15 protein-coding genes and 2 tRNA genes are annotated in these 17,538 nt (G+C 69.7%); 1 reads left to right on the top strand and 16 read right to left on the bottom strand.

Translation table 11 applies throughout. The features are described 5' to 3' along the window. Positions 1–72 precede the first annotated feature (72 nt). From HRF36_RS04280 to HRF36_RS04230, 11 genes are all read right to left on the bottom strand, one after another. Positions 73–576, bottom strand: a complete 504-nt coding sequence (locus tag HRF36_RS04280) for a DUF3145 domain-containing protein (RefSeq protein ID WP_173206639.1) — start codon at positions 574–576, stop codon at positions 73–75. A gap of 195 nt (positions 577–771) precedes the next feature. Further along, the gene (locus HRF36_RS04275; protein ID WP_371740010.1) at positions 772–2,430 is read right to left on the bottom strand and encodes a bifunctional 3'-5' exonuclease/DNA polymerase; all 1,659 of its coding nucleotides are present in this window, start codon (positions 2,428–2,430) and stop codon (positions 772–774) included. Positions 2,431–2,503: 73 nt separating this feature from the next. Further along, a complete protein-coding gene (locus tag HRF36_RS04270; protein WP_173206633.1) occupies positions 2,504–3,238 on the bottom strand; it encodes a signal peptidase I in 735 nt (244 codons plus the stop codon). A gap of 93 nt (positions 3,239–3,331) precedes the next feature. Beyond that, positions 3,332–4,072, bottom strand: coding sequence for a SipW-dependent-type signal peptide-containing protein (locus HRF36_RS04265; RefSeq protein WP_173206630.1), 741 nt, complete (start codon positions 4,070–4,072; stop codon positions 3,332–3,334). 100 nt (positions 4,073–4,172) lie between these two features. Then, complete coding sequence (locus HRF36_RS04260; protein ID WP_173206627.1) at positions 4,173–5,078, bottom strand: hypothetical protein; 906 nt, start codon at positions 5,076–5,078, stop codon at positions 4,173–4,175. Next, positions 5,075–5,740 (bottom strand): alternate-type signal peptide domain-containing protein, encoded by a 666-nt coding sequence (locus HRF36_RS04255; protein ID WP_173206624.1) that lies wholly within the window; start codon positions 5,738–5,740, stop codon positions 5,075–5,077. The genes HRF36_RS04260 and HRF36_RS04255 overlap by 4 nt, the downstream gene beginning before the upstream one ends. Further along, entirely contained in the window at positions 5,737–8,697 is a 2,961-nt protein-coding gene (locus HRF36_RS04250; protein ID WP_173206621.1) for a hypothetical protein, read from the bottom strand. Before HRF36_RS04250 ends, HRF36_RS04255 begins: the two co-directional genes overlap by 4 nt. Before the next feature lie 332 nt (positions 8,698–9,029). After that, positions 9,030–9,377 carry a hypothetical protein gene (locus tag HRF36_RS04245; protein WP_173206618.1) on the bottom strand — a complete coding sequence of 116 codons (348 nt, stop codon included), beginning with the start codon at positions 9,375–9,377 and terminating at the stop codon, positions 9,030–9,032. 110 nt (positions 9,378–9,487) lie between these two features. Continuing rightward, a tRNA-Ile gene (locus HRF36_RS04240) sits at positions 9,488–9,561 on the bottom strand. Positions 9,562–9,618: 57 nt separating this feature from the next. Next, complete coding sequence (locus tag HRF36_RS04235) at positions 9,619–10,902, bottom strand: glycosyltransferase (RefSeq protein ID WP_371740009.1); 1,284 nt, start codon at positions 10,900–10,902, stop codon at positions 9,619–9,621. Positions 10,903–10,998: 96 nt separating this feature from the next. Next, on the bottom strand, positions 10,999–11,913 hold the full coding sequence (locus HRF36_RS04230; protein ID WP_173206615.1) for a DMT family transporter: 915 nt from the start codon (positions 11,911–11,913) through the stop codon (positions 10,999–11,001). 41 nt (positions 11,914–11,954) lie between these two features. On the opposite strand from HRF36_RS04230, the gene def reads away from it, so the two are divergent. After that, positions 11,955–12,524 carry a peptide deformylase gene (def, locus tag HRF36_RS04225; protein WP_173206612.1) on the top strand — a complete coding sequence of 190 codons (570 nt, stop codon included), beginning with the start codon at positions 11,955–11,957 and terminating at the stop codon, positions 12,522–12,524. A 130-nt stretch (positions 12,525–12,654) separates the two neighbouring features. On the opposite strand, the gene HRF36_RS04220 is transcribed toward def, so the two are convergent. From HRF36_RS04220 to HRF36_RS04200, 5 genes are all read right to left on the bottom strand, one after another. Next, positions 12,655–12,727, bottom strand: a tRNA-Asn gene (locus HRF36_RS04220). A 113-nt stretch (positions 12,728–12,840) separates the two neighbouring features. Next, complete coding sequence (locus tag HRF36_RS16230; protein WP_173206609.1) at positions 12,841–13,896, bottom strand: NAD(P)-dependent oxidoreductase; 1,056 nt, start codon at positions 13,894–13,896, stop codon at positions 12,841–12,843. After that, positions 13,893–14,792: an ATP-binding cassette domain-containing protein gene (locus HRF36_RS04210; protein WP_173206606.1), complete on the bottom strand. Its 900-nt coding sequence runs from the start codon at positions 14,790–14,792 to the stop codon at positions 13,893–13,895. The genes HRF36_RS16230 and HRF36_RS04210 overlap by 4 nt, the downstream gene beginning before the upstream one ends. Before the next feature lie 2 nt (positions 14,793–14,794). After that, entirely contained in the window at positions 14,795–16,528 is a 1,734-nt protein-coding gene (locus tag HRF36_RS04205) for an ABC transporter ATP-binding protein (RefSeq protein ID WP_173206587.1), read from the bottom strand. Further along, positions 16,525–17,538 (bottom strand): ABC transporter permease, encoded by a 1,014-nt coding sequence (locus HRF36_RS04200; RefSeq protein WP_173206584.1) that lies wholly within the window; start codon positions 17,536–17,538, stop codon positions 16,525–16,527. The genes HRF36_RS04205 and HRF36_RS04200 overlap by 4 nt, the downstream gene beginning before the upstream one ends.

Below are 17,538 nucleotides of genomic sequence, written 5' to 3'. Positions count from 1 at the left end.
CGTGATCACGCGACCCGCGCCTCCTGCGTCGTCGGCGGGTACGCCCGAGCACGACGCCAGAGTTTCGGCCGGTCAGCCGACCTTGTGCAGCCAGACGACGGGGTTGCCCTCGCCGCTGTAACGGAACGGTTCGAGTTCGTCGTCCCAGGCCTGGCCGAGGGCGAGGCGCAGCTCGCGATGCAGCTCGAGGGTGTTCGACCCGGCGATCTCCATGGCGTAGCGGATGCGGTCCTCGGGGATGACCGTGTTGCCGGCGGTGTCGGTCTGGGCGAAGAAGACACCGAGATCGGGCGAATGCATCCAGCGACCACCGTCGTGGGCCTCGCCCGGATCTTCGGTCACCTCGTAGCGCAGGTGTTCCCAACCCCGCAGGGCCGAGGCGATTCGGGCACCGGAGCCCTCGTCGCCCTGCCACGAGAACTCGGTGCGCTGGGCACCGGGCAGTACGGGTTGGTCGACCCAGGCGAAGTTGACGCCGTGCCCGAGGGCACGACCGACGGCCCACTCGACGTGTGGGCACAGTGCACGAGGGGACGAGTGCACGTAGAGCACTCCCCGAGCGGTTGCAGCAGCCACGATTCCTCCATCTGGTTCAGGTGCGACTTCCCCATCGACCTGTCAGACGTGACTCGTGTGCGTTCTTCGATTGTGTGAGCCGGAGCCCGGACGTGCACGGACCGTGGCCCGTTCTGTGAAGTATGACCGACCCGCCTGAGAAATCACAACTGTGTAACACCTGCGAATGACGCGTGGACTCGAGCTAGTACCAGGTCACTTGGCCCGGGAGTAGTCGTCGACGACGGCGACCGTCACCGGGAAGGCCACCGGAGCGTCGCCGAAGAGCAGCCGCCCCGCCTCGACCGCACTCTCGGCGACCAGCGCGACGACCTCGTCGGCGACGGCCGAGGGTGCGTGCACGACCACCTCGTCGTGCAGGAAGAACACGAAGTGGGGAGCCCCGGCGTCGGTCCCCCACCGTGCGTGGAGCCGGCGCCGCAGGGCACCCAGCCAACAGAGTGCCCATTCCGCGGCAGTGCCCTGCACGACGAAGTTGCGCGTGAAACGACCCCAGGCGCGGGCGTCACGATCGGCGGGTCGCAGGCCCATCTCGGGCGGCAGGGCACCTGCCCCGGCACCGCCCGTGCCGAGGTCGTCGGAGGGTCGTGGCGAACTGCGTCCGAGCAGCGTGTCGACGACTCCCCCGGCCTCGCCCGTGCGGGCCGCCGTCTCGACGAGCGCCATGGCGTCCGGGAACCGTCGGGCCAGGCGCGGCACCAGGCGGCCGCTCTCGCCTTGGGTCGCGCCGTACATCGCGCCGAGCATGGCGACCTTGGCCTCGGCGCGGGTCGCGACGGCACCGCTCGCGACTATCCCCTCGTAGAGGTCGCCCGACCCCGCCCGAGCCATCGCCCGGTCGCCGGACAGCCCGGTCAGGATGCGCGGCTCGAGTTGCGAGGCGTCCGCGACCACGAGGGTCCAACCCGGGTCGGCCACGACGGCGCCGCGCACCGCCCTCGGGAGCTGCAGCGCGCCTCCTCCACTCGTCGCCCAGCGACCGGTCACGACGCCGCCCGGCACGTAGTCCGGGCGGAATCGCCCGCCGTGCACCCACGCGTCGAGCCAGGTCCACCCGTTGGCCACGAGCAGTCTCTGCATCTTCTTGTAGGCGAGCAGGGGGGCGATCGAGGGATGGTCGTGCCGCTGGAGCTCCCACTGACGAGTCGACTGCACGAGTACGCCCGCACGATTCAGGGCCTTGATCAGCTCGGCGGGCGAATCGGGGTTGAGGTCGGGGGCGTCGAGGGCCTGCCTCACGTCGGCGAGGGCTGCGCGCATGCGGGCCGGGCGCTCACCCGGACCAGGCCTCGGGCCGAGGGCCGCGGTCAGCAGCTCGTCGTGCGCCTTGGGCGACCACGGGATACCCCGGTGTCGCATCTCGACGGCGATCAGGGCCCCGGTGGACTCGGCGGCGACGAGCAACTCGAGTCGCCCCCGGGTCGACGAGGACTCGATCGCCTCGCGCTGGGCGAGGAACTCGCCCGCGGGGTCCGGCAGCGAGTCGGGCACGACCTCGAAGAGGCCGTCCGCCTCACCGGGCCCCGCCTGGGCGACGTCCCACGGCCCCGCAGCGGCGCCTCCGGGTGGGAACCGGGGGGCGGCGGTCGACCGCCGCAGGATGGCGTGCACGAGCCGGAGGTCGAAGCAGCGGGCCACCGTGACCCCGGCGTCGAGGAGGCGCGGGTACCACCGCGGGGTGTCGTCCCAGACCCAGCGGGGCGAGACCTCGTGTTCGAGCCCGGCGACGCGGGCCGGGAGGTCGGTCGCGGCGATGGACTCGACCCCCGTCGCCTCGAGTCGGCCAGACCCGCTGCGTTCGTACCGCGTCAGCTCGACGTCGCCATCGGGCAGTCGGCGTAGGAGGAAGAACACCGGTCGATCATCCCATCGCTCACCGGCATCGCCGTCCCCGGACCAGTGCAGCGGCCGGTGCGTCGCCGTCACCTCACGGCAGGGAGAGCTCACGATCGCGCAGGTCGGCCTCTCGCTTGAGCAGGTCGGCCTCTCGCTTGCGCAGCGCCGCATCACGGAGGTGGAGGTCTTCCTCGTGCTCGGCCCCGGCGGAGGTCTCGGCTGCAGAAGCATCCACACTCGACACGGTGTAGATGCGGGTCCGCGGTCGTCGTCCCGTCACGAACCACCATGCGAGGGCGACGACGGCCGACGCGATCCCCGCCGCGATCATGTTGTCGGCGACCCACTGACGGGCCCACCCGAGTTTCGGGATGCTGTAGAGCAGGACGCCCCGGACTTGGGCGGGTGAGATCGCCTCGTCGGCAGCCGAGTTCGCGTCGCCCTGCGTGACGAGACGGCACGAGGTTCCGTCCGGGTACTCACCAGCCGTCTTCTCGACGACCCGGTGTGTGATGAGCGTCGGGTCGTTCGGTCGGGGCAGATAGCTGATGACGGTGCCGACACGGACGTCGGCGCAGACGTCACCCTGCTCGATGCCCCGGACGGCGAGGACGTCCCCCGGGGAGAACGTGGGTGTCATCGACCCGGTCAGTACCGTGAGCGAAGCTCCCCCCGTGAGCACGGGGACGAGGAACACGGCCACGACCGCGGCGAGCATCGCCAGGCCGAGGGTGAAGGTCGCTGCACGCCCGGCCCGTCGCCACGTGGAGGTGGGCTGCAGGCGGAGCGGCGGCTGCGCCGTCGCGGATGGATGTGCGCTCGTCATGGTGCCTCCTTCGTTCTCTGTGCCGAGCGATGTCGCGGCTCGGCACCACTGGGGTGGGGCCGACACGCTGTCGGCCCCACCCGGATGGACGGATTACTCGCTGTGGTCCTGTGCGACGAACTGAGCACCCGTGTCGCGGATCTGCTTCAAGGAGAGCTCGAGGTCGGCGAGGGTGTCTTTCGCGGTCACCTGGTCACGCTTCTCGGTCGACGCGTCGAACGAGCCGTAGACGACGATCGTGAGGTTCTCGGTCGTGTCGGTCATCGGCAGCACCGTCGTACCGTCCGCGTCCTCGAGGCCGGAGTCCTGACCCGTCGCCGGTGCCGAGAAGTCCGCGAGTGCGACCTGGCCCGTCGTCGGCAGGGCCTTCTCGCCGACGATCTTCTTGCCGGCCTGGTAGACCTCGAACGAGTAGGTCATTCCCTTGTTCTCCAGCTCGTTGTTCTGCAGACCGTCGAGGGTCAGCTGACCGACCAGGTTGTCACCCTCGAGAGTGATGTCGGACGAGAACGCCGCCGCGACCTTGTCACCGGGAACCATCCGCCACGTGCTGCCGTCCGAGGGCTTCAGGGGATGCCCCTTCTGGCTGCCGTCCGTGCCGGGAACGCTGGTGGTCGAGTCGGCCCGGTCGGCCGAGACGTCCCAGAACGACGCCTCGTCGACGCTGATGTTCAGGTCACCGGCGGTGATCGTGCTGCCGGCGAAACCCTCGGATGCCGACCAGAGGGCGAAGGTCGAGCCGCCGAGCAGCAGAGCCGCGACACCTCCGGCGAACCAGACCAGACCGGTGCGGCGCTTCTTCTCTTCGATCACGATTACAGGGTTGTTCGTCATGTCGTTCTCAATCTGTCGAGGTCCCGAGCGGGACGTTGTCGTTGCCCGGAAGGGCGGGGATCTGCGGGACTCGGCGAGTAGCCCGCAGAAATCTTTGGGGTCAGGAGTGTGCGGGCGGTCCGGCGGACGCAGGCGGTTTGACGCTCGTCACCGTCGGATCGAGCTCGAGAGTCACGTCGGGCTCCCGTTTCGGATCAGGGAAGAGCCGAGATCCCCAGCGGTCGTCGTCGTGGGACGTCGAACCGTCAGCGGCTGTCGCCGAGGCGTCGACTCGGCTCAGGTAGTCACCCAGGGGGTCGAGCGACGCGGGAAAGGCGACGACCGAGCTCCAGTCGTCCAGGGCTCCGTTCTGTGTACCGTTTTCACCCGTGGCGACGACCTGAACGCCGTTCGCGTAGACGCCATCCGGGTCGCGCTGCCAGCTGATCGCCGCGCACCACTCGTCGGTCCGCACCGCACCGTCGCGGTTCGCGCCGGGTGCTTGCAGCTCGACATCCGTGGCCCCGGCGAGCCGGACGTTCCGGTCCTCCTGGTCGGGGCCGACGTCCGGGACGGTGGAGCAGTCCCCGTTGGCGCTGGCGGGATAGATCGTCATCGTCGACTTCGAGAGCAGGGTGCCCGGCTTCGCCAGCCCATCGGCGAGATCGGTGCGCTCGCCGTTCGTCGAGGTCTGCGCGACCGCGGTCACGTCGTAGTCCAGACCGGCGATCCCCAGGGCGGCTCCGGAGGCGCGAAATCGCCAGAAGACAGGTTCGGGATCGGGACCCACCTGATCGACGACCTTCGCGATCACGGAGCCGGGAACGGAGACCGTCACCGGAGCACCGGCCTCCGAGAAGACGCGCCGGCCGCTGTCGGCCTGCGCGGCGAACTGAACCCGGCCGACCTGCATCGGCGAGACCGCGGCGGTGTCGTCCATCGACCAGAGGGCCTGGGCTCCGGTACCGGCCGCCAGGCACGCGGCCGCAGCGGTCGCGGCGACGAGGGCCTTCGTTCGCCGTCTCACGACGAGCCCCCGGGAGTCGTGAACCCCGCGCCGTCACGGACCTGCCGCAGCCGCACCGTGAGGTCGCCTGCCGACGAGAGATCGGGGTCGACCGTCACGGTGCCGTCGGTCCACTCGTAGTCACCGAGGACTCCCACTCGGACGACCGCCTGCCATGAGCTCGTCACGGCATCGTCGTCCCCGGAAAGCCCCGGGACCGAGAGAGGCGTGCCGAGCGGGGCGTCGCCGGTGACCGGGGCCACCTGGTGCCCCTCGGCGTCTTCGACGTGGTACGAGAGCGTGAGTCGTCCGGCGTCCGAGGCTCTGGCCGCGGCACCGTGTTCGTCGAGGTCGACCTCGAGGCCGGCGCTGAGGTTCTTTCCGGTCAACGTCACGGTGACCGGGGCGGTGATGTCGATCACGTCCCCGGGCATCGCGTAGAAGTCGGTCGGTGTCGTCGTCAGGGTTCCGGACTGCGGTTCGGACACTCCGGGTGTCACCTGGGCCCAGGTCGGCGTCCCCGTGGTCATGGACATGTCGCCTGCGATCAGGTGGGCACCCCGGATGGTGTCGGTTGCGTACCAGGCCGCCAGGGTGAGGCCGCCGGCGAGCAGGATGGCCAGCCCCGCGCCTCCGGCCATGAGCGCGACGTGGCGTCCTGCGGGCGTCGTGTCGGTCGTCATCGGTCAACTCCTCCTGCGGTCGTGTCGACGGGGATGAGACTGGTGCAGGCGGACAACTGGACCGACTCGCCGACGCTGAGCGCCGGGACGGTGCCGATGACGCCGTTCTTGCCGAGGCGGGTGTCGGTGTCGGTGACGACCGCGTCGGTCAGACGCGTCGCCAGGTCGCCTTTCGAGATGTTCGTCACGGTGTAGACGAAGCACACGGCCTGACCGTCGGTCAGTCGGGAGTCCTTGGGCGCCTCGGTGCCGGTCGCCTGGATCGTCGCGGGGGACGACTGGTCGGCGACGTCGACGTAGGCCTGCTTCGTGATCTGCAGGGTGGGATCGGTGGAGAACAGCCGTATCGTCTCGCTCGGGACGACCAGCCCCTGGTAGTTCGCGTCCTGCGTCGTCATGGTGTGGGCGATGCTGACCGGAGTGTCGGCGGGAACGTCGTCGTCGGTTGCTCTGACGGTCACGGCCCCGCTCGTCGTGCGTCCACCCGAGATGGTCGGTGACGCCGGTGACACCGCGACACCGTGCTGCTGCCCCGCGTCGTCGACGACGGCGCTGAACTGCAGGCGATCGGTGGGCGTCGGCGCACCCGGTCGGATCGCGAGCTTGTACGACTTGCCCTTCTTGTCGCCGGTGACGACCGTGAGGTTCGGTGGGGTCAGCGCGATCGGGTTCGTGAAGGTGATCTGGTTGTCGGTGCTCGTCGCGGGTGCCGTGTTGGTCATGCCGACCTGGCTGGTGACGGCCCCCGCCCCGATCGTCGCCGTCACGGTGGCCGAATCGTCGACCCGGGCGACGACGTCGTACTCCCTCTCGTCAGTGCCCTCGACCGGGGTGACGGCGGTGATCCGGGGGTTCAAGCGCGCGGCGTCCGTGGTGTCTGCCGTCGGTCGGGCCTGCAAGACGATGTCGTCGCTCGTGACGGTGGCCGGGTCGAGGCTCATGGACGACGTGACCGTGTAGTGGAGGTCGCGGCCCATCGTGGGGTCGTTCTGTCCGGCTGCCTGGTCGATCGTGATGGCGGGAAGGCAGCTGCCCGTGATGGAGACGACTCGGCTGTACTGGGACGAGACCGTCGTCGCGCCGGCGTTCGGGTCCTGGGTCTGAAGGCGGAGGCCTCCGGACACCACGCCGGTCGCCGGGTCGACCGGCACGGGCGCCCCGCTCGGCAAAGAAGCCAGGCGCTCGTCGGCGGCGGCGGGCAGGGGCACGTGGATGGTCCGGGCCTCGCCCGATCCGATGTCGACGGACTGGAGGAACACCTCGGCGGTGTTGCCCGCGGTCCAGTACACGTCGACGCGCGCAGGGTGGGACGGGTTTCGAGCGCCGTCGATCGCCGTGGTGTTACGGGGATCGTCGGGCGGAGCGATCTCGAGATCGACGGCGCACTCGTGCGCCTCGATGGGGGCGTCCTGGCTGTTGGACGACGTGCGCGCCGTCGGGAACCAGGTGTTCATCTTGCCGTTCGCGCCGAGTCCGAGGTTGCCCACCATGACGGCGTCGAGGGCCCCGGCCGTCGTCCCCTCTTCGCGAGTCGTGTCCGACTGGGTGAGTGAGTTCGTGCCGAAGGTGTTCCGTTGCATCGCCACGGCTCCGGTCTGGTACATGCGTACCGTGCCGACGGTGTTCTTGCCGAACCCGTCGAAGTGGTTGTCCTCGATGGTCAGGTGGCTGTCGGAGACGTTGGTGGTGTCGCCAAAGGGGCCGTCCCAGTAGACGGCGTTGACACCCGCCGCTTGTTTGCCTTCGGAGGTGATGGTGTTGCGAGCGATCAACCCGGTGCCCAGCAGGGCCTTGTCGGTCGGGAGCCGGATGACGGCATCGGTGTCGAGAACCGTCGAAGCCACTCCGGTGATCCGGTTGTCGGTGATGGTCATCGTGCCGATGGAGGCGGCCTGACTGCGGTTCGATCCCATGTCGAACAGCGACGTCTGTGCCGCACCGATGCGAGGCGAGACCACGTCGTTGCCCGAGACGACCAGGTCGTCCACGGTCGCGCTCTGGAGGTTGAGGACCCGGGAGTAGGTGCTGTTCGTCCGGTTCAGGTTGTTCACGGCATTGTCGGTGAACGACAGTTTGGTGACCTTCTGTTTGACGAGGTTCAGAGGTGTCGACGAACACCCCTCCGCCGTCCAGGCGTTGCAGCCGCTGCCGCCCGTGGTGACGTTGTACGTGACGTGATCGATCGTGAGGCCGTCGACCGGGGTCGTGGTGGCGCCATCCACCCAACCCCAGCCCCATTCGGTGGTGTGGGCCGCGTAGCCCTGCACGGTGTAGTTCGTGAACCGGATGTTCTTCGCACCACCGCGGACCACCATGAACCGTTCCGGGTAGTACGTGGAGGTGGTGATCGACCCGTCCTGGACCGTCACGTTCGATGCGTCGGGGCCGACGTAGAAGGTGGTCTCGGAAGCGAACGAGTCGTCGACGCCCGACACGGTGATCGAGTCACCGTCGAGGTAGAACAGTGCGGCTTGGAGGCTGTCCGATGTCGTCGACGCCTTGAGTTTGTGGCCGAGGTCGATCTTCACGGGCGCGGTGACGGAATACACGGCGCCGTAGTCGCCGGGGATGGTGCCGCCGAGGGTCGTCGTGCGCATCCAGGTGCTCGACCATGTCGAGAGCGGGATGGTGCCGCCGGCGAAGGCCGGATCGACACCGATCTGGACCTTGCCCGGCGCCGCCTGCAAGGAATTGGACTCCTCGATCGCTGCGCGGAGGGTGCACTCGCCAGCCGCGGTCGCGCAGCTGCCGTCGCCGGGGCTGGCGTCGGCCTCTTGCCCGAGCGAGTTGACCAGGAACTCGATGGTGACGGACGCGCTCTGTGCTGCCGTGACCGTCCCGACGGCGAGAACGACGCCGACGATGATCGCGACCGCGACGGCGACGGTGATCCGACGCCGTCTCGTCGTGGCCCCCGAGAAGATGTCGGTCTCGCGTATCGCGCGGCTGAGCGCCATGTCAGCTCTCCTTCTTGTCATCATGAGTTCGGATCAACGTCATGTGCAAGATTAACATTTTTAGCCTGAAATACAAGAGCAAAGATCAAACCAGGGATGTCGGAGGCCCCCGAGCAGCGGCAGGCGGCCCGCGGCCGTAACGCCCGCAGCGCGGGTTCGGGTCGAGCGAGTCGGGCTACCCAGGTGTCACGACGTGCCGCGCGTGTACGGAGGCGAGCGGCACGTCGTGACATCTCGAGGCTCGGAGCTCAGGGATAACAGAGCGCAGCACAGCTCTCGCGCAGCACGACCGCACGCACGGCCAGATCAGGCGGGGCCAGACGACGGGGCGATCAGTGAGGAGCGATGGGTGGTGCCAGGCGGAGGAACCGCTCCGCGACCTGGGCACTCTCTACCGGTCCGTCGCCGTCACGGTCGATCTGGGGCGAGTCGAACTCGACCCACCAGGTGCGGGCCGAACCACCGATGGCCGACACGCCCTGCCAGGCACTGCCCCCGGCTCGGACCACGATGCCGGTCGGGCCGTACGGGAACGGCGTCCCCGGGTCGTCGTCCGAGTCGAGTACGTACACCTGGGCCCCCACGCCCATGCGGGCCGGAGCGGACCGTCCGTCGTCCGAAGAGGAGCTGCCCCAGGCGTCGGGGGCGGGCCCGGGCTGTCGGGGCCGCTTGGTGAACATGGACGACATCGTGTCATGCGGCGGGCGTGCCGCGCGACGACACGGCCGCGCTCACAGCAGGCCCGTGGCTCGAGACGACCCCGCGGCAGGGAGCCGGCAGGGACGGCGAGTAGGGCGGACGGGACTTGAACCCGTGACCGATCGATTATGAGTCGACTGCTCTAACCGGCTGAGCTACCGCCCCTCGCGTCGTCCCGCCGTTGCGAGCCGGGGTCGGCCGGGGCGGTGCCGCGGTCGACCGTCAGTGCGCGCGGTCGGACGCCGCGTCGGTGGAGGGGACCACCGGCTGACCACGATACAGGCTCTCGAACACGCTGAGCGTGCGCTCGATGTCGTGACCCTCGATCATCTTCAAGCTCGCCCGGCGCATGGCGAGGTAGGCATCGTCGGTCGCGGTCAGGACCGTCGTGAGCTTCTCGGCGAGATCGCGGCTGTCGCCCGGACGGAACAGGAACCCGTTCTGGCCTTCGTCCACCAGGTGCGGCAGGGCCATCGCGTCGGCCACGACGATGGGCAGGCCAGAGGCCATCGCCTCGAGGCTGGCGATGCTCTGCAATTCGGCGATCGACGGCATGGCGAAGACGGTCGACTCGGTCAGCGTGCGGCGCAGCTCGTCGTCGGACAGGTAGCCGACGAAGGTGACGACGTCGGCGAGACCGAGGTCGCGACTCGTCGACTGCAACTGCTTGAACAGATCGCCACCGCCGACGATCGTCAGCGTCGCGCCGAGGGCCGGGTCGAGCAGCGTCATGGCCCTGAGCAGCACGTCGATCTGCTTCTCGGCCGTGACCCGACCGACGAACACGATGCGGTTCGCCTCGGGGCGGGTGTCGAGGGCGGTGTAGTGGCCGGCCTCGATGCCGCACGACACGGCCAGCACACCGGTGACCGCCACCGACTTCTCGAGGAACGTCGCCGCCTTCTGCGTCGGCGTCGTGATCGCGGCGGCCTTGTGGAACGTCTTGCTCGCGTCGTTCCAGGCCATCTGGGTCGCCTTCGCCCGCAAGCCCTTGGGCAACCCGGTGTGCTCGAGCAGGTTCTCGGGCATGAAGTGGTTCGTCGCGACGATGCGAACGCCCCGGCGCTCGGCGACCTGTGCCACGCCGCGACCCATGACGATGTGCGACTGGATGTGCACCACGTCGGGGTGGATCTCGTCGAAGATCTTCTCGGCGTGCTCCTGCACCCGCCACGGGGTCGCGAAACGCAGCCAGTCGTGCAGCGGCCAGCGGGTCGAGTAGAGCCGGTGCACCGTCAGGGTCACGCCGCCGTGCTGCTCGAGGAAGGTGCCGTGGTGACGACTGGCCGCCGGCACCATGAGGTGCACGTCGTGCCCACGCTGTGCGAGTCCCACGGCGAGGCGCTCGGTGAAGTTGGCCGCGCCGTTGACGTCGGGCGGGAAGGTGTCGCCGGCGATCAACACGGTGAGTCGATCGGAGGACCCCGAGGAGGCGCGGCCGACGACGTCTGCCGACGTCGCGTCGTCGGGACGACCGGGTTCCGAGGGCGTCGGGGCAGGTGTCACGGGTCGTGGCGTCCTTCTCGTGCTCGGTGAACGGTGCGGCGCGTCGTCCGGCCCACGGGTCGAGGGGCCGACGGTCGCGACGACCCCCACGCTAGCTCAGGCTCGGGTCTGGGGATGGTATTTGGCGAGTTGGAACACGCCGTAGACGGCGACGGCCGCGGCGACGAAGAAGAAGACGCCCGCGATCGGCGGCGCGTTCTGCGCCTCCCCCAGCACGACGATTCCGATACCGACGGCGATGAGCGGGTCGACCACCGTGAGGCCGGCGATGACGAGGTCGGGCGGCCCGGACGAGTAGGCGTTCTGGACGAAGTACCCCCCGAGCAGACCGGCGCCGAGCAGGAAGACGATGCAGACGATCGTCAACCAGTCGAAGTTGCCGGCGAAGACGCGGTTGAGGACGACCTTGGCGAGGGTCGCGACGAAGCCGTAGAGCACGCCCGCCGCGATGATGTAGAACAGGGCGCTGCGACGTCGGCGCAACAACGCGAAGGCGACGCCCAGCACGGCCCCGACGACTGCGAGGATCACGAGCACGGTGACCAGTTGCCCGGTCGTGATCTCGGGCTCGATGGCCGTGAACGCGGCCACCGTCACGAAGAGCCCGACGCCGCCTACGCAGAAGAGGATGGCCCGCTTGGCCCGCCGATCGAGCCGTCGTCCGGTGGAACGCGAGTTGAGGACGGCCGTGATCACGAGCGCGACCGCCCCGAGCGGCTGCACCACGAGCAACGGTGCGATGCGCAGGCTGGTCAGCTGGAACAGGATCGCGAGGCCGAGCATCAGCGTGCCCATCACCCACGAGGGGCGACCCACGAGCGCGAGCACCTGTCGGACGTTCATGCCGCTCTTCGCCGCACCGATGCGTCGCTCGACCTTGGCGACGCCGCGATGCTGCAACTGGGCGCCGATCGACAGGAACACCGCGCCGATCAGGGCGATGGGGATGCCGAGCGCCTGGTAGGGGGTCAGGGATACCTGCTGGGTGAGCTCCCCGATGTCCGTCGTCACGCGGCCCACGCTAGCGTCGTGGAGCTGGATAGTCTGGACGAATGGCCGTTCGACCGATTTCCATCACGGGTGACCCCGTGCTCCACTCCCCCGCCTCCGAGGTGGCCGTCGTCGACGACGAACTGCGCAGGCTCGTCGCCGACATGTTCGAGACGATGGACGCCGCTCCGGGCGTGGGCCTCGCAGGCCCGCAGGTGGGGGTCGGCAAGCGCCTGTTCGTCTACTCGTGGACCGACGACGAGGGCGAGTCGTGGCGGGGCGTCGCGATCAACCCGACGCTCTGGCAGAGCCCGCTCTCGATCGAGCCGCTCGACGAGGACGACTCCGAGTCCGAGGGGTGCCTCTCGGTGCCGGGCGAGAGGTTCCCGCTGCGACGCGCGGACGGCGTCGTGCTGCGCGCGACCGACCTCGAGGGCGACGAGGTCGAGATCGAGGCCTGGGGCTGGCTCGCCCGCATCTTCCAGCACGAGTACGACCACCTCGACGGCGTCCTGTACGTCGACCGGCTCGAGCACCCGTTCCACAAGGCGGCGGCCAAGGCCGTCCGCAAGAAGGGCTGGGGGCAGCCGGGCGGCACGTGGCTGCCGGGTGTCGATCACCTCGAGGACTGACGACGGTCCCGGTCGTCCCGAGACGGAGGAGGCGCGTCCCGCGAACCGCAGGACGCGCCTCCTTCTCGTGTGCCCCGGAGTCGGAGCGGGAACGAGAAAAGGCCCAGAGGGTGGAGCCTCTGGGCCTTCGCTCCCCGAGTTGGACTCGAACCAACAACCTGCCGGTTAACAGCCGGCTGCTCTGCCAATTGAGCTATCGAGGAATGGCAACCGCCCCGGATTCTCGTCCGTGACAGCGGAGACAACTCTAGCAAAGATCTGAGGACCCGACGGACCACGCCGACGACGCGGCGCGTCGCGTGTCCTGGCCCGTGCCTCAGTACCCGTCGAGCGGGTCGACGATTCCGATGAACTCGCCGTCACCGAGGAAGGCGCGGACATTGTGGCGGATGCGCTCGGCCAGCAACGGGGCGGTCATCTCCGGTGTGTCCGCTTGGTGAGGGGTCACGATGACGCGCGGCTCGTCGAAGAGCGGGTGACCGCCGGGCAGCGGTTCCGGCGTCGTGACGTCGACCCCCGCCCCCCAGAGACGATCCGCCCTGACCGCCTCGACGAGGGCGTCCGTGTCGACCAGGCTGCCGCGGGCGACGTTCACGAACACGGCAGTCGGCGGCAGCAGAGCCAGGCGACGTGCGTCCAGCAGGCCGGCCGTGCCGGGCGTGGCGGCGGCGGCCAGGACGAGGACGTCGGCGTCCGGCAGCACCTCGTCGAGGCGTTCCACGGGCACCGTCCGATCGGCGCCGGGCAGGGGGGCATCCGTCCGACGCACGATCGTCACCCGGACCTCGAACGGAGCCAGGAGGCGCATCAGCTCGATCGCGATGCCGCCGGCGCCGACGATCACGACGTGCCGTCCGTAGAGCGAGCGCCCCTGCTGTTCGGTGGCCCAGGCCGTCGCGCGGACGCGCTGGGGCACGACCCGCAACAGCGAGAGCACCAGCATGAGCGCGTGTTCGGCCACGGGCTCGGCGAACGCGCCCTTGGCGCTGGTCCACAGCGGCAGCGCTCGTTCGGCACGGGCGGAGATCACGTCGGCGAAGGCGTCGACCCCGGCGTAGGGCAGCTGCACCCACTCGATGCCCGGGTTTTCGTCCAGGACCCGAGCGAGGCCGGCGGGGTCGCGGTACGAGAGCCACACCAGTCCTCGGGTCTCCGGGCCGAGCGGGACGACCTCCGCTCCCCCGGCGCGGACGGCGTCGACGAAGACCGCCGTCGGGCGGGGGCCGACCGAGACGCCGCCCGGGGTCGGGCGACGCCCGGTCGTGAGGACGGGACCCGCCGTGACGACCGCGCGGTGGCCGCGCGCGCCTCCTGGGCTCGTCGCTGGTGCCGAATCGGACGCCTGCGGGCCCGAGGCCGACTCGGCGGTCACGATGCGTGGTCGCCCGTGGTGCCGGCGTCGGGGTCGAGCGGATGCCCGTCCTCGCGTTCTTCGGGTCGGATGATGTCGATCGGGGTCGTCTGCGAGAGGACCTTGACGTACGGGTCGATGCCCGTCCGGAGGACCTCGTCGATGTCGCCCAACCCGACCAGGCGGCCGGACCGCATGACCGCGACGCGGTCGGTGATCGCCCGGGCCTCGGCCACCGACGAGGTGACGACGAGGGCCGAGAACTGGCGACCGGCGTGCAGGTTCTTGATCACGTCGAGGACGGCCTGGCGCACGAGGACGTCGACGCCGCGGGCGGGCTCGTCGGCGATCAGCAGCGGTGGTTCGAGGACGAGGCTGCGGGCGAGGGCGACGCGCTGGCGCTGGCCCGAGCTGAGCTCCCAGGTCTGTTTGAGCATGGTGCCGAGCGGCAGGTGGACACCGTCGACGAGCGTGGCGACGATGCGCCCGGCCTCGGTCCGGTCGAACTTGCGGTCCCTCAGGTAGATGGGCTCCGCGATGGCCTCACCCACGGTCAGGTCGGGGCTCAGGCGTTCGCCGTCGTCCTGTGCCAGATAGCCGACCATGGCGCTGAGCCGGTCTCGGCGCCGACCCGAGAGCTTGCCGACGTCCTGACCGAACACCCGGGCTGCGCCGCCGACCAGACGCGGCCGCCCCTCGTCGACGCGGCCCGTGCCGGTCAACCCCGCGAGGGCCATGGCGAGGGTCGATTTGCCCGACCCGCTCTCGCCGAGCACGGCGACGATCTCGCCCGGCTCGACGCGGAGCGTGACGCCGTCGACGGCCCGGACGGCCGGATGGCCTGCACGGGCGGGGTAGAGCAGCGACAGGTCGTCCGTGACGACCGGCTGGTCGAGGTCGAGTTCGCGCCCCGGCACCGTCAGGCCGCCCCGTCGCCGCGCGCGTCGACCGCCGCCGACCGGCGGTCCAGTTCGGCCAACCGCTCGCGGCGCGAGGCCTGCTCGATCGGATCGGGCACCGGCAACGACGCCAACAAGCGCTGCGTGTAGGGGTGCTCGGGTGCGCCGAGCACCTGGTCGTTCGGTCCGCTCTCGATCAGGTCGCCGTGGAACAGCACGCCGATCCGGTCGGCCAGCATGTTCACGACCGCGAGGTCGTGGCTGATGAACAGCGCGGCGAAGCCCAGCTGGGACTGCAGCTCGGTGAACAGCTCGAGCACACGAGCCTGCACCGACACGTCGAGGGCGCTGGTGGGTTCGTCGGCGATCAGCAGCGTCGGGTCGAGCGCCAACGACCGGGCGAGGCTCGCCCTCTGACGCTGACCACCGCTGAGCTCGTGCGGGTAGCGATCGGCGAACGCCTTCGGTAGCTGGACCGCCTCGAGCAGTTCGTCGACGCGCGGACGGGCGGCCCGGGCGTCCTTCGAGCGACCGTGGACGATGAGCGGTTCGGCGACGCACTCGGCGATCGTCAGCAGCGGGTTGAAGCTCGACGCCGGGTCCTGGAAGACGAAGCCGATGTCGGCGCGCTTCGGCTTGAAGTCACGCTCGTGCACGCCGTTCATCTCGATGCCGAGCACCTCGAGCGATCCGCCGGTGACCTTCGTCAGCCCCGCGATGGCCCGCCCGATCGTGGTCTTGCCCGAACCGCTCTCGCCGACCAGGCCGAGCACCTCGCCCCGCGCGATCGTGAAGTCGACGCCCTTGACGGCCCGGAAGCCGCCGCGGCCGAGGCGACCCGGGTACTCGATCTCGAGCCCGCGGGCGCGCACGACCACCTCGCTGTCGGCCGGTTGCTCCTGTTGCGTGTGACCACGAGCCTCGAGCTTGGGCACGGAGCCGAGCAGACGCTTGGTGTAGTCGTCCTGCGGATTCGCGAACAACTCGACGGCGGGCGCCTGTTCGACGACCTTGCCGAGATACATGACGGCGACACGGTCGGCGAGGTCGGCGACGACGCCCATGTTGTGGGTGATGAGCACGATCGCGGTGCCGAACTCGTCACGGCAGCGCCGAAGCAGGTCGAGAATCTCGGCCTGCACGGTCACGTCGAGAGCCGTGGTCGGCTCGTCCGCGACGATCACCGAGGGATCGAGCACGAGCGCCATGGCGATGACCACACGCTGCTTCTGACCGCCCGAGAACTGGTGCGGGTAGTAGTCCACCCGGGTCTCGGGGTCCGGGATGCCCACGCGGCGCAGGATGTCGATCGCCCTGACCCGCGCCTCCTTGCGTCCGACCTTGCCGTGCGCCCGAAGGCCCTCGGCGATCTGCCAGCCCACCGTGTAGACGGGGTTCAGCGCGGTGGACGGCTCCTGGAAGACCATGGCGACGTCGGTGCCGCGCAGCTCGCGCACCTTCTTCGGGCCGATCTCGAGGACGTTCTGCCCCGAGAGCAGCACCGCACCGGTGGCGACCGCCGTCTCGGGCAGCAGGCCGAGGATGGTCTTCGCGGTCACGGTCTTGCCACTGCCCGACTCGCCGACGATGGCCAGCACCTCGCCGGCACGGACGTCGAGCGTCACGCCCTGCACGGCGGCCACGTCACCTCCGTCGGTCGCGAAGGTCACCTCGAGATCGGTGATGCCGACGGCGACGGGACGCTCGTCGCGAGGCGCAGCCGATGGGCCGGTCGTGGTCGTGTCGGCGCTCATGCGGTCACCTCGTCGTTCGTCGTGGTCGGGGCCTGCTCGACAGCGCGGGTGCCCTTCGTCTTGCGCTTCGCGCGACGGCGGGTCCGGAGGCGCGGGTCGGCCAGGTCGTTCAGGCTCTCGCCCATCAGCGTGATGCCGAGCACCATCAGTACGATCGCCGAACCGGGGAAGACGCCGGTCCACCAGATGCCGCTGGCCGTGTCGGACAGCGCGCGGTTCAGGTCGTAGCCCCACTCCGCCGCCGAGGTCGGGCCGATGCCGAAGCCCAGGAATCCCAGGGCCGCCAGAGTCAGGATCGCCTCGGACGCGTTCAGCGTGAGGATCAGCGGCAGGCTGCGCGTGGCGTTCCGCAGGACGTGCTTGAACATGATGCGACCCGTGCTGCTGCCGTTCACCTTGGCCGACTCGACGAACGCCTCGGCCTTGAGTCTCGTGGCCTCCGCACGGACGACCCGGAAGTACTGCGGCACGTAGACCACGGTGATCGAGATGCCCGCCGAGATGATGCCACCCCAGAGGCTCGACTGGCCACCGCTGATGACGATCGACACGACGATCGCGAGCAGCAGCGAGGGGAAGGCGTAGACGGCGTCGGCGACGACCACGAGCACGCGGTCGAGCCAACCGCCGAGGTAGCCCGAGATCAGGCCGAGCGTCACACCTATCGTGATCGACAGCACGACGGCCACGATGACGACCGCGACGGCGGTGCGGGTGCCCCACATGACCCGGCTGAAGACGTCGTAGCCACCGACCGTGGTGCCCCACAGGTGTTCGGCCGAGGGCGGCGCCTGGCGTGGGAACGCCTCGGTGGCTCCGCGCAACTGGCCGAAGCCGTACGGCGCGATGAGCGGGGCGAAGATCGCCAGCACGACGAACACGGCGACGATGACGACGCCGGTCAGCAGCATGCCGCGCTGCAGACCCACCGAACGGCGGATCTGGGCGACGACGGGAAGGCGCTTGTAGAGGGGCTCGCGGCGGTCGGCCCCGACGGCTGCATCGGTCAT

It is taken from the genome of Frigoribacterium sp. VKM Ac-2836 (assembly GCF_013248995.1).
In the GTDB taxonomy this organism is placed as follows: Bacteria; Actinomycetota; Actinomycetes; order Actinomycetales; family Microbacteriaceae; genus Frigoribacterium.
The sequence above is the reverse complement of the archived record's forward strand: the minus strand, read 5'-3'. Positions and strand labels throughout refer to the sequence as shown.

Excerpts from the sequence above, each read along its gene's own strand:
- HRF36_RS04265 (WP_173206630.1), bottom strand. The coding sequence starts at position 4,072 with ATGACGAACAACCCTGTAATCGTGATCGAAGAGAAGAAGCGCCGCACC.
- HRF36_RS04255 (WP_173206624.1), bottom strand. The coding sequence starts at position 5,740 with ATGACGACCGACACGACGCCCGCAGGACGCCACGTCGCGCTCATGGCC.
- HRF36_RS04270 (WP_173206633.1), bottom strand. The coding sequence starts at position 3,238 with ATGACGAGCGCACATCCATCCGCGACGGCGCAGCCGCCGCTCCGCCTG.
- HRF36_RS04250 (WP_173206621.1), bottom strand. The coding sequence starts at position 8,697 with ATGGCGCTCAGCCGCGCGATACGCGAGACCGACATCTTCTCGGGGGCC.
- HRF36_RS04245 (WP_173206618.1), bottom strand. The coding sequence starts at position 9,377 with ATGTTCACCAAGCGGCCCCGACAGCCCGGGCCCGCCCCCGACGCCTGG.
- HRF36_RS04205 (WP_173206587.1), bottom strand. The coding sequence starts at position 16,528 with ATGAGCGCCGACACGACCACGACCGGCCCATCGGCTGCGCCTCGCGAC.
- def (WP_173206612.1), top strand. The coding sequence starts at position 11,955 with ATGGCCGTTCGACCGATTTCCATCACGGGTGACCCCGTGCTCCACTCC.
- HRF36_RS04200 (WP_173206584.1), bottom strand. The coding sequence starts at position 17,538 with ATGACCGATGCAGCCGTCGGGGCCGACCGCCGCGAGCCCCTCTACAAG.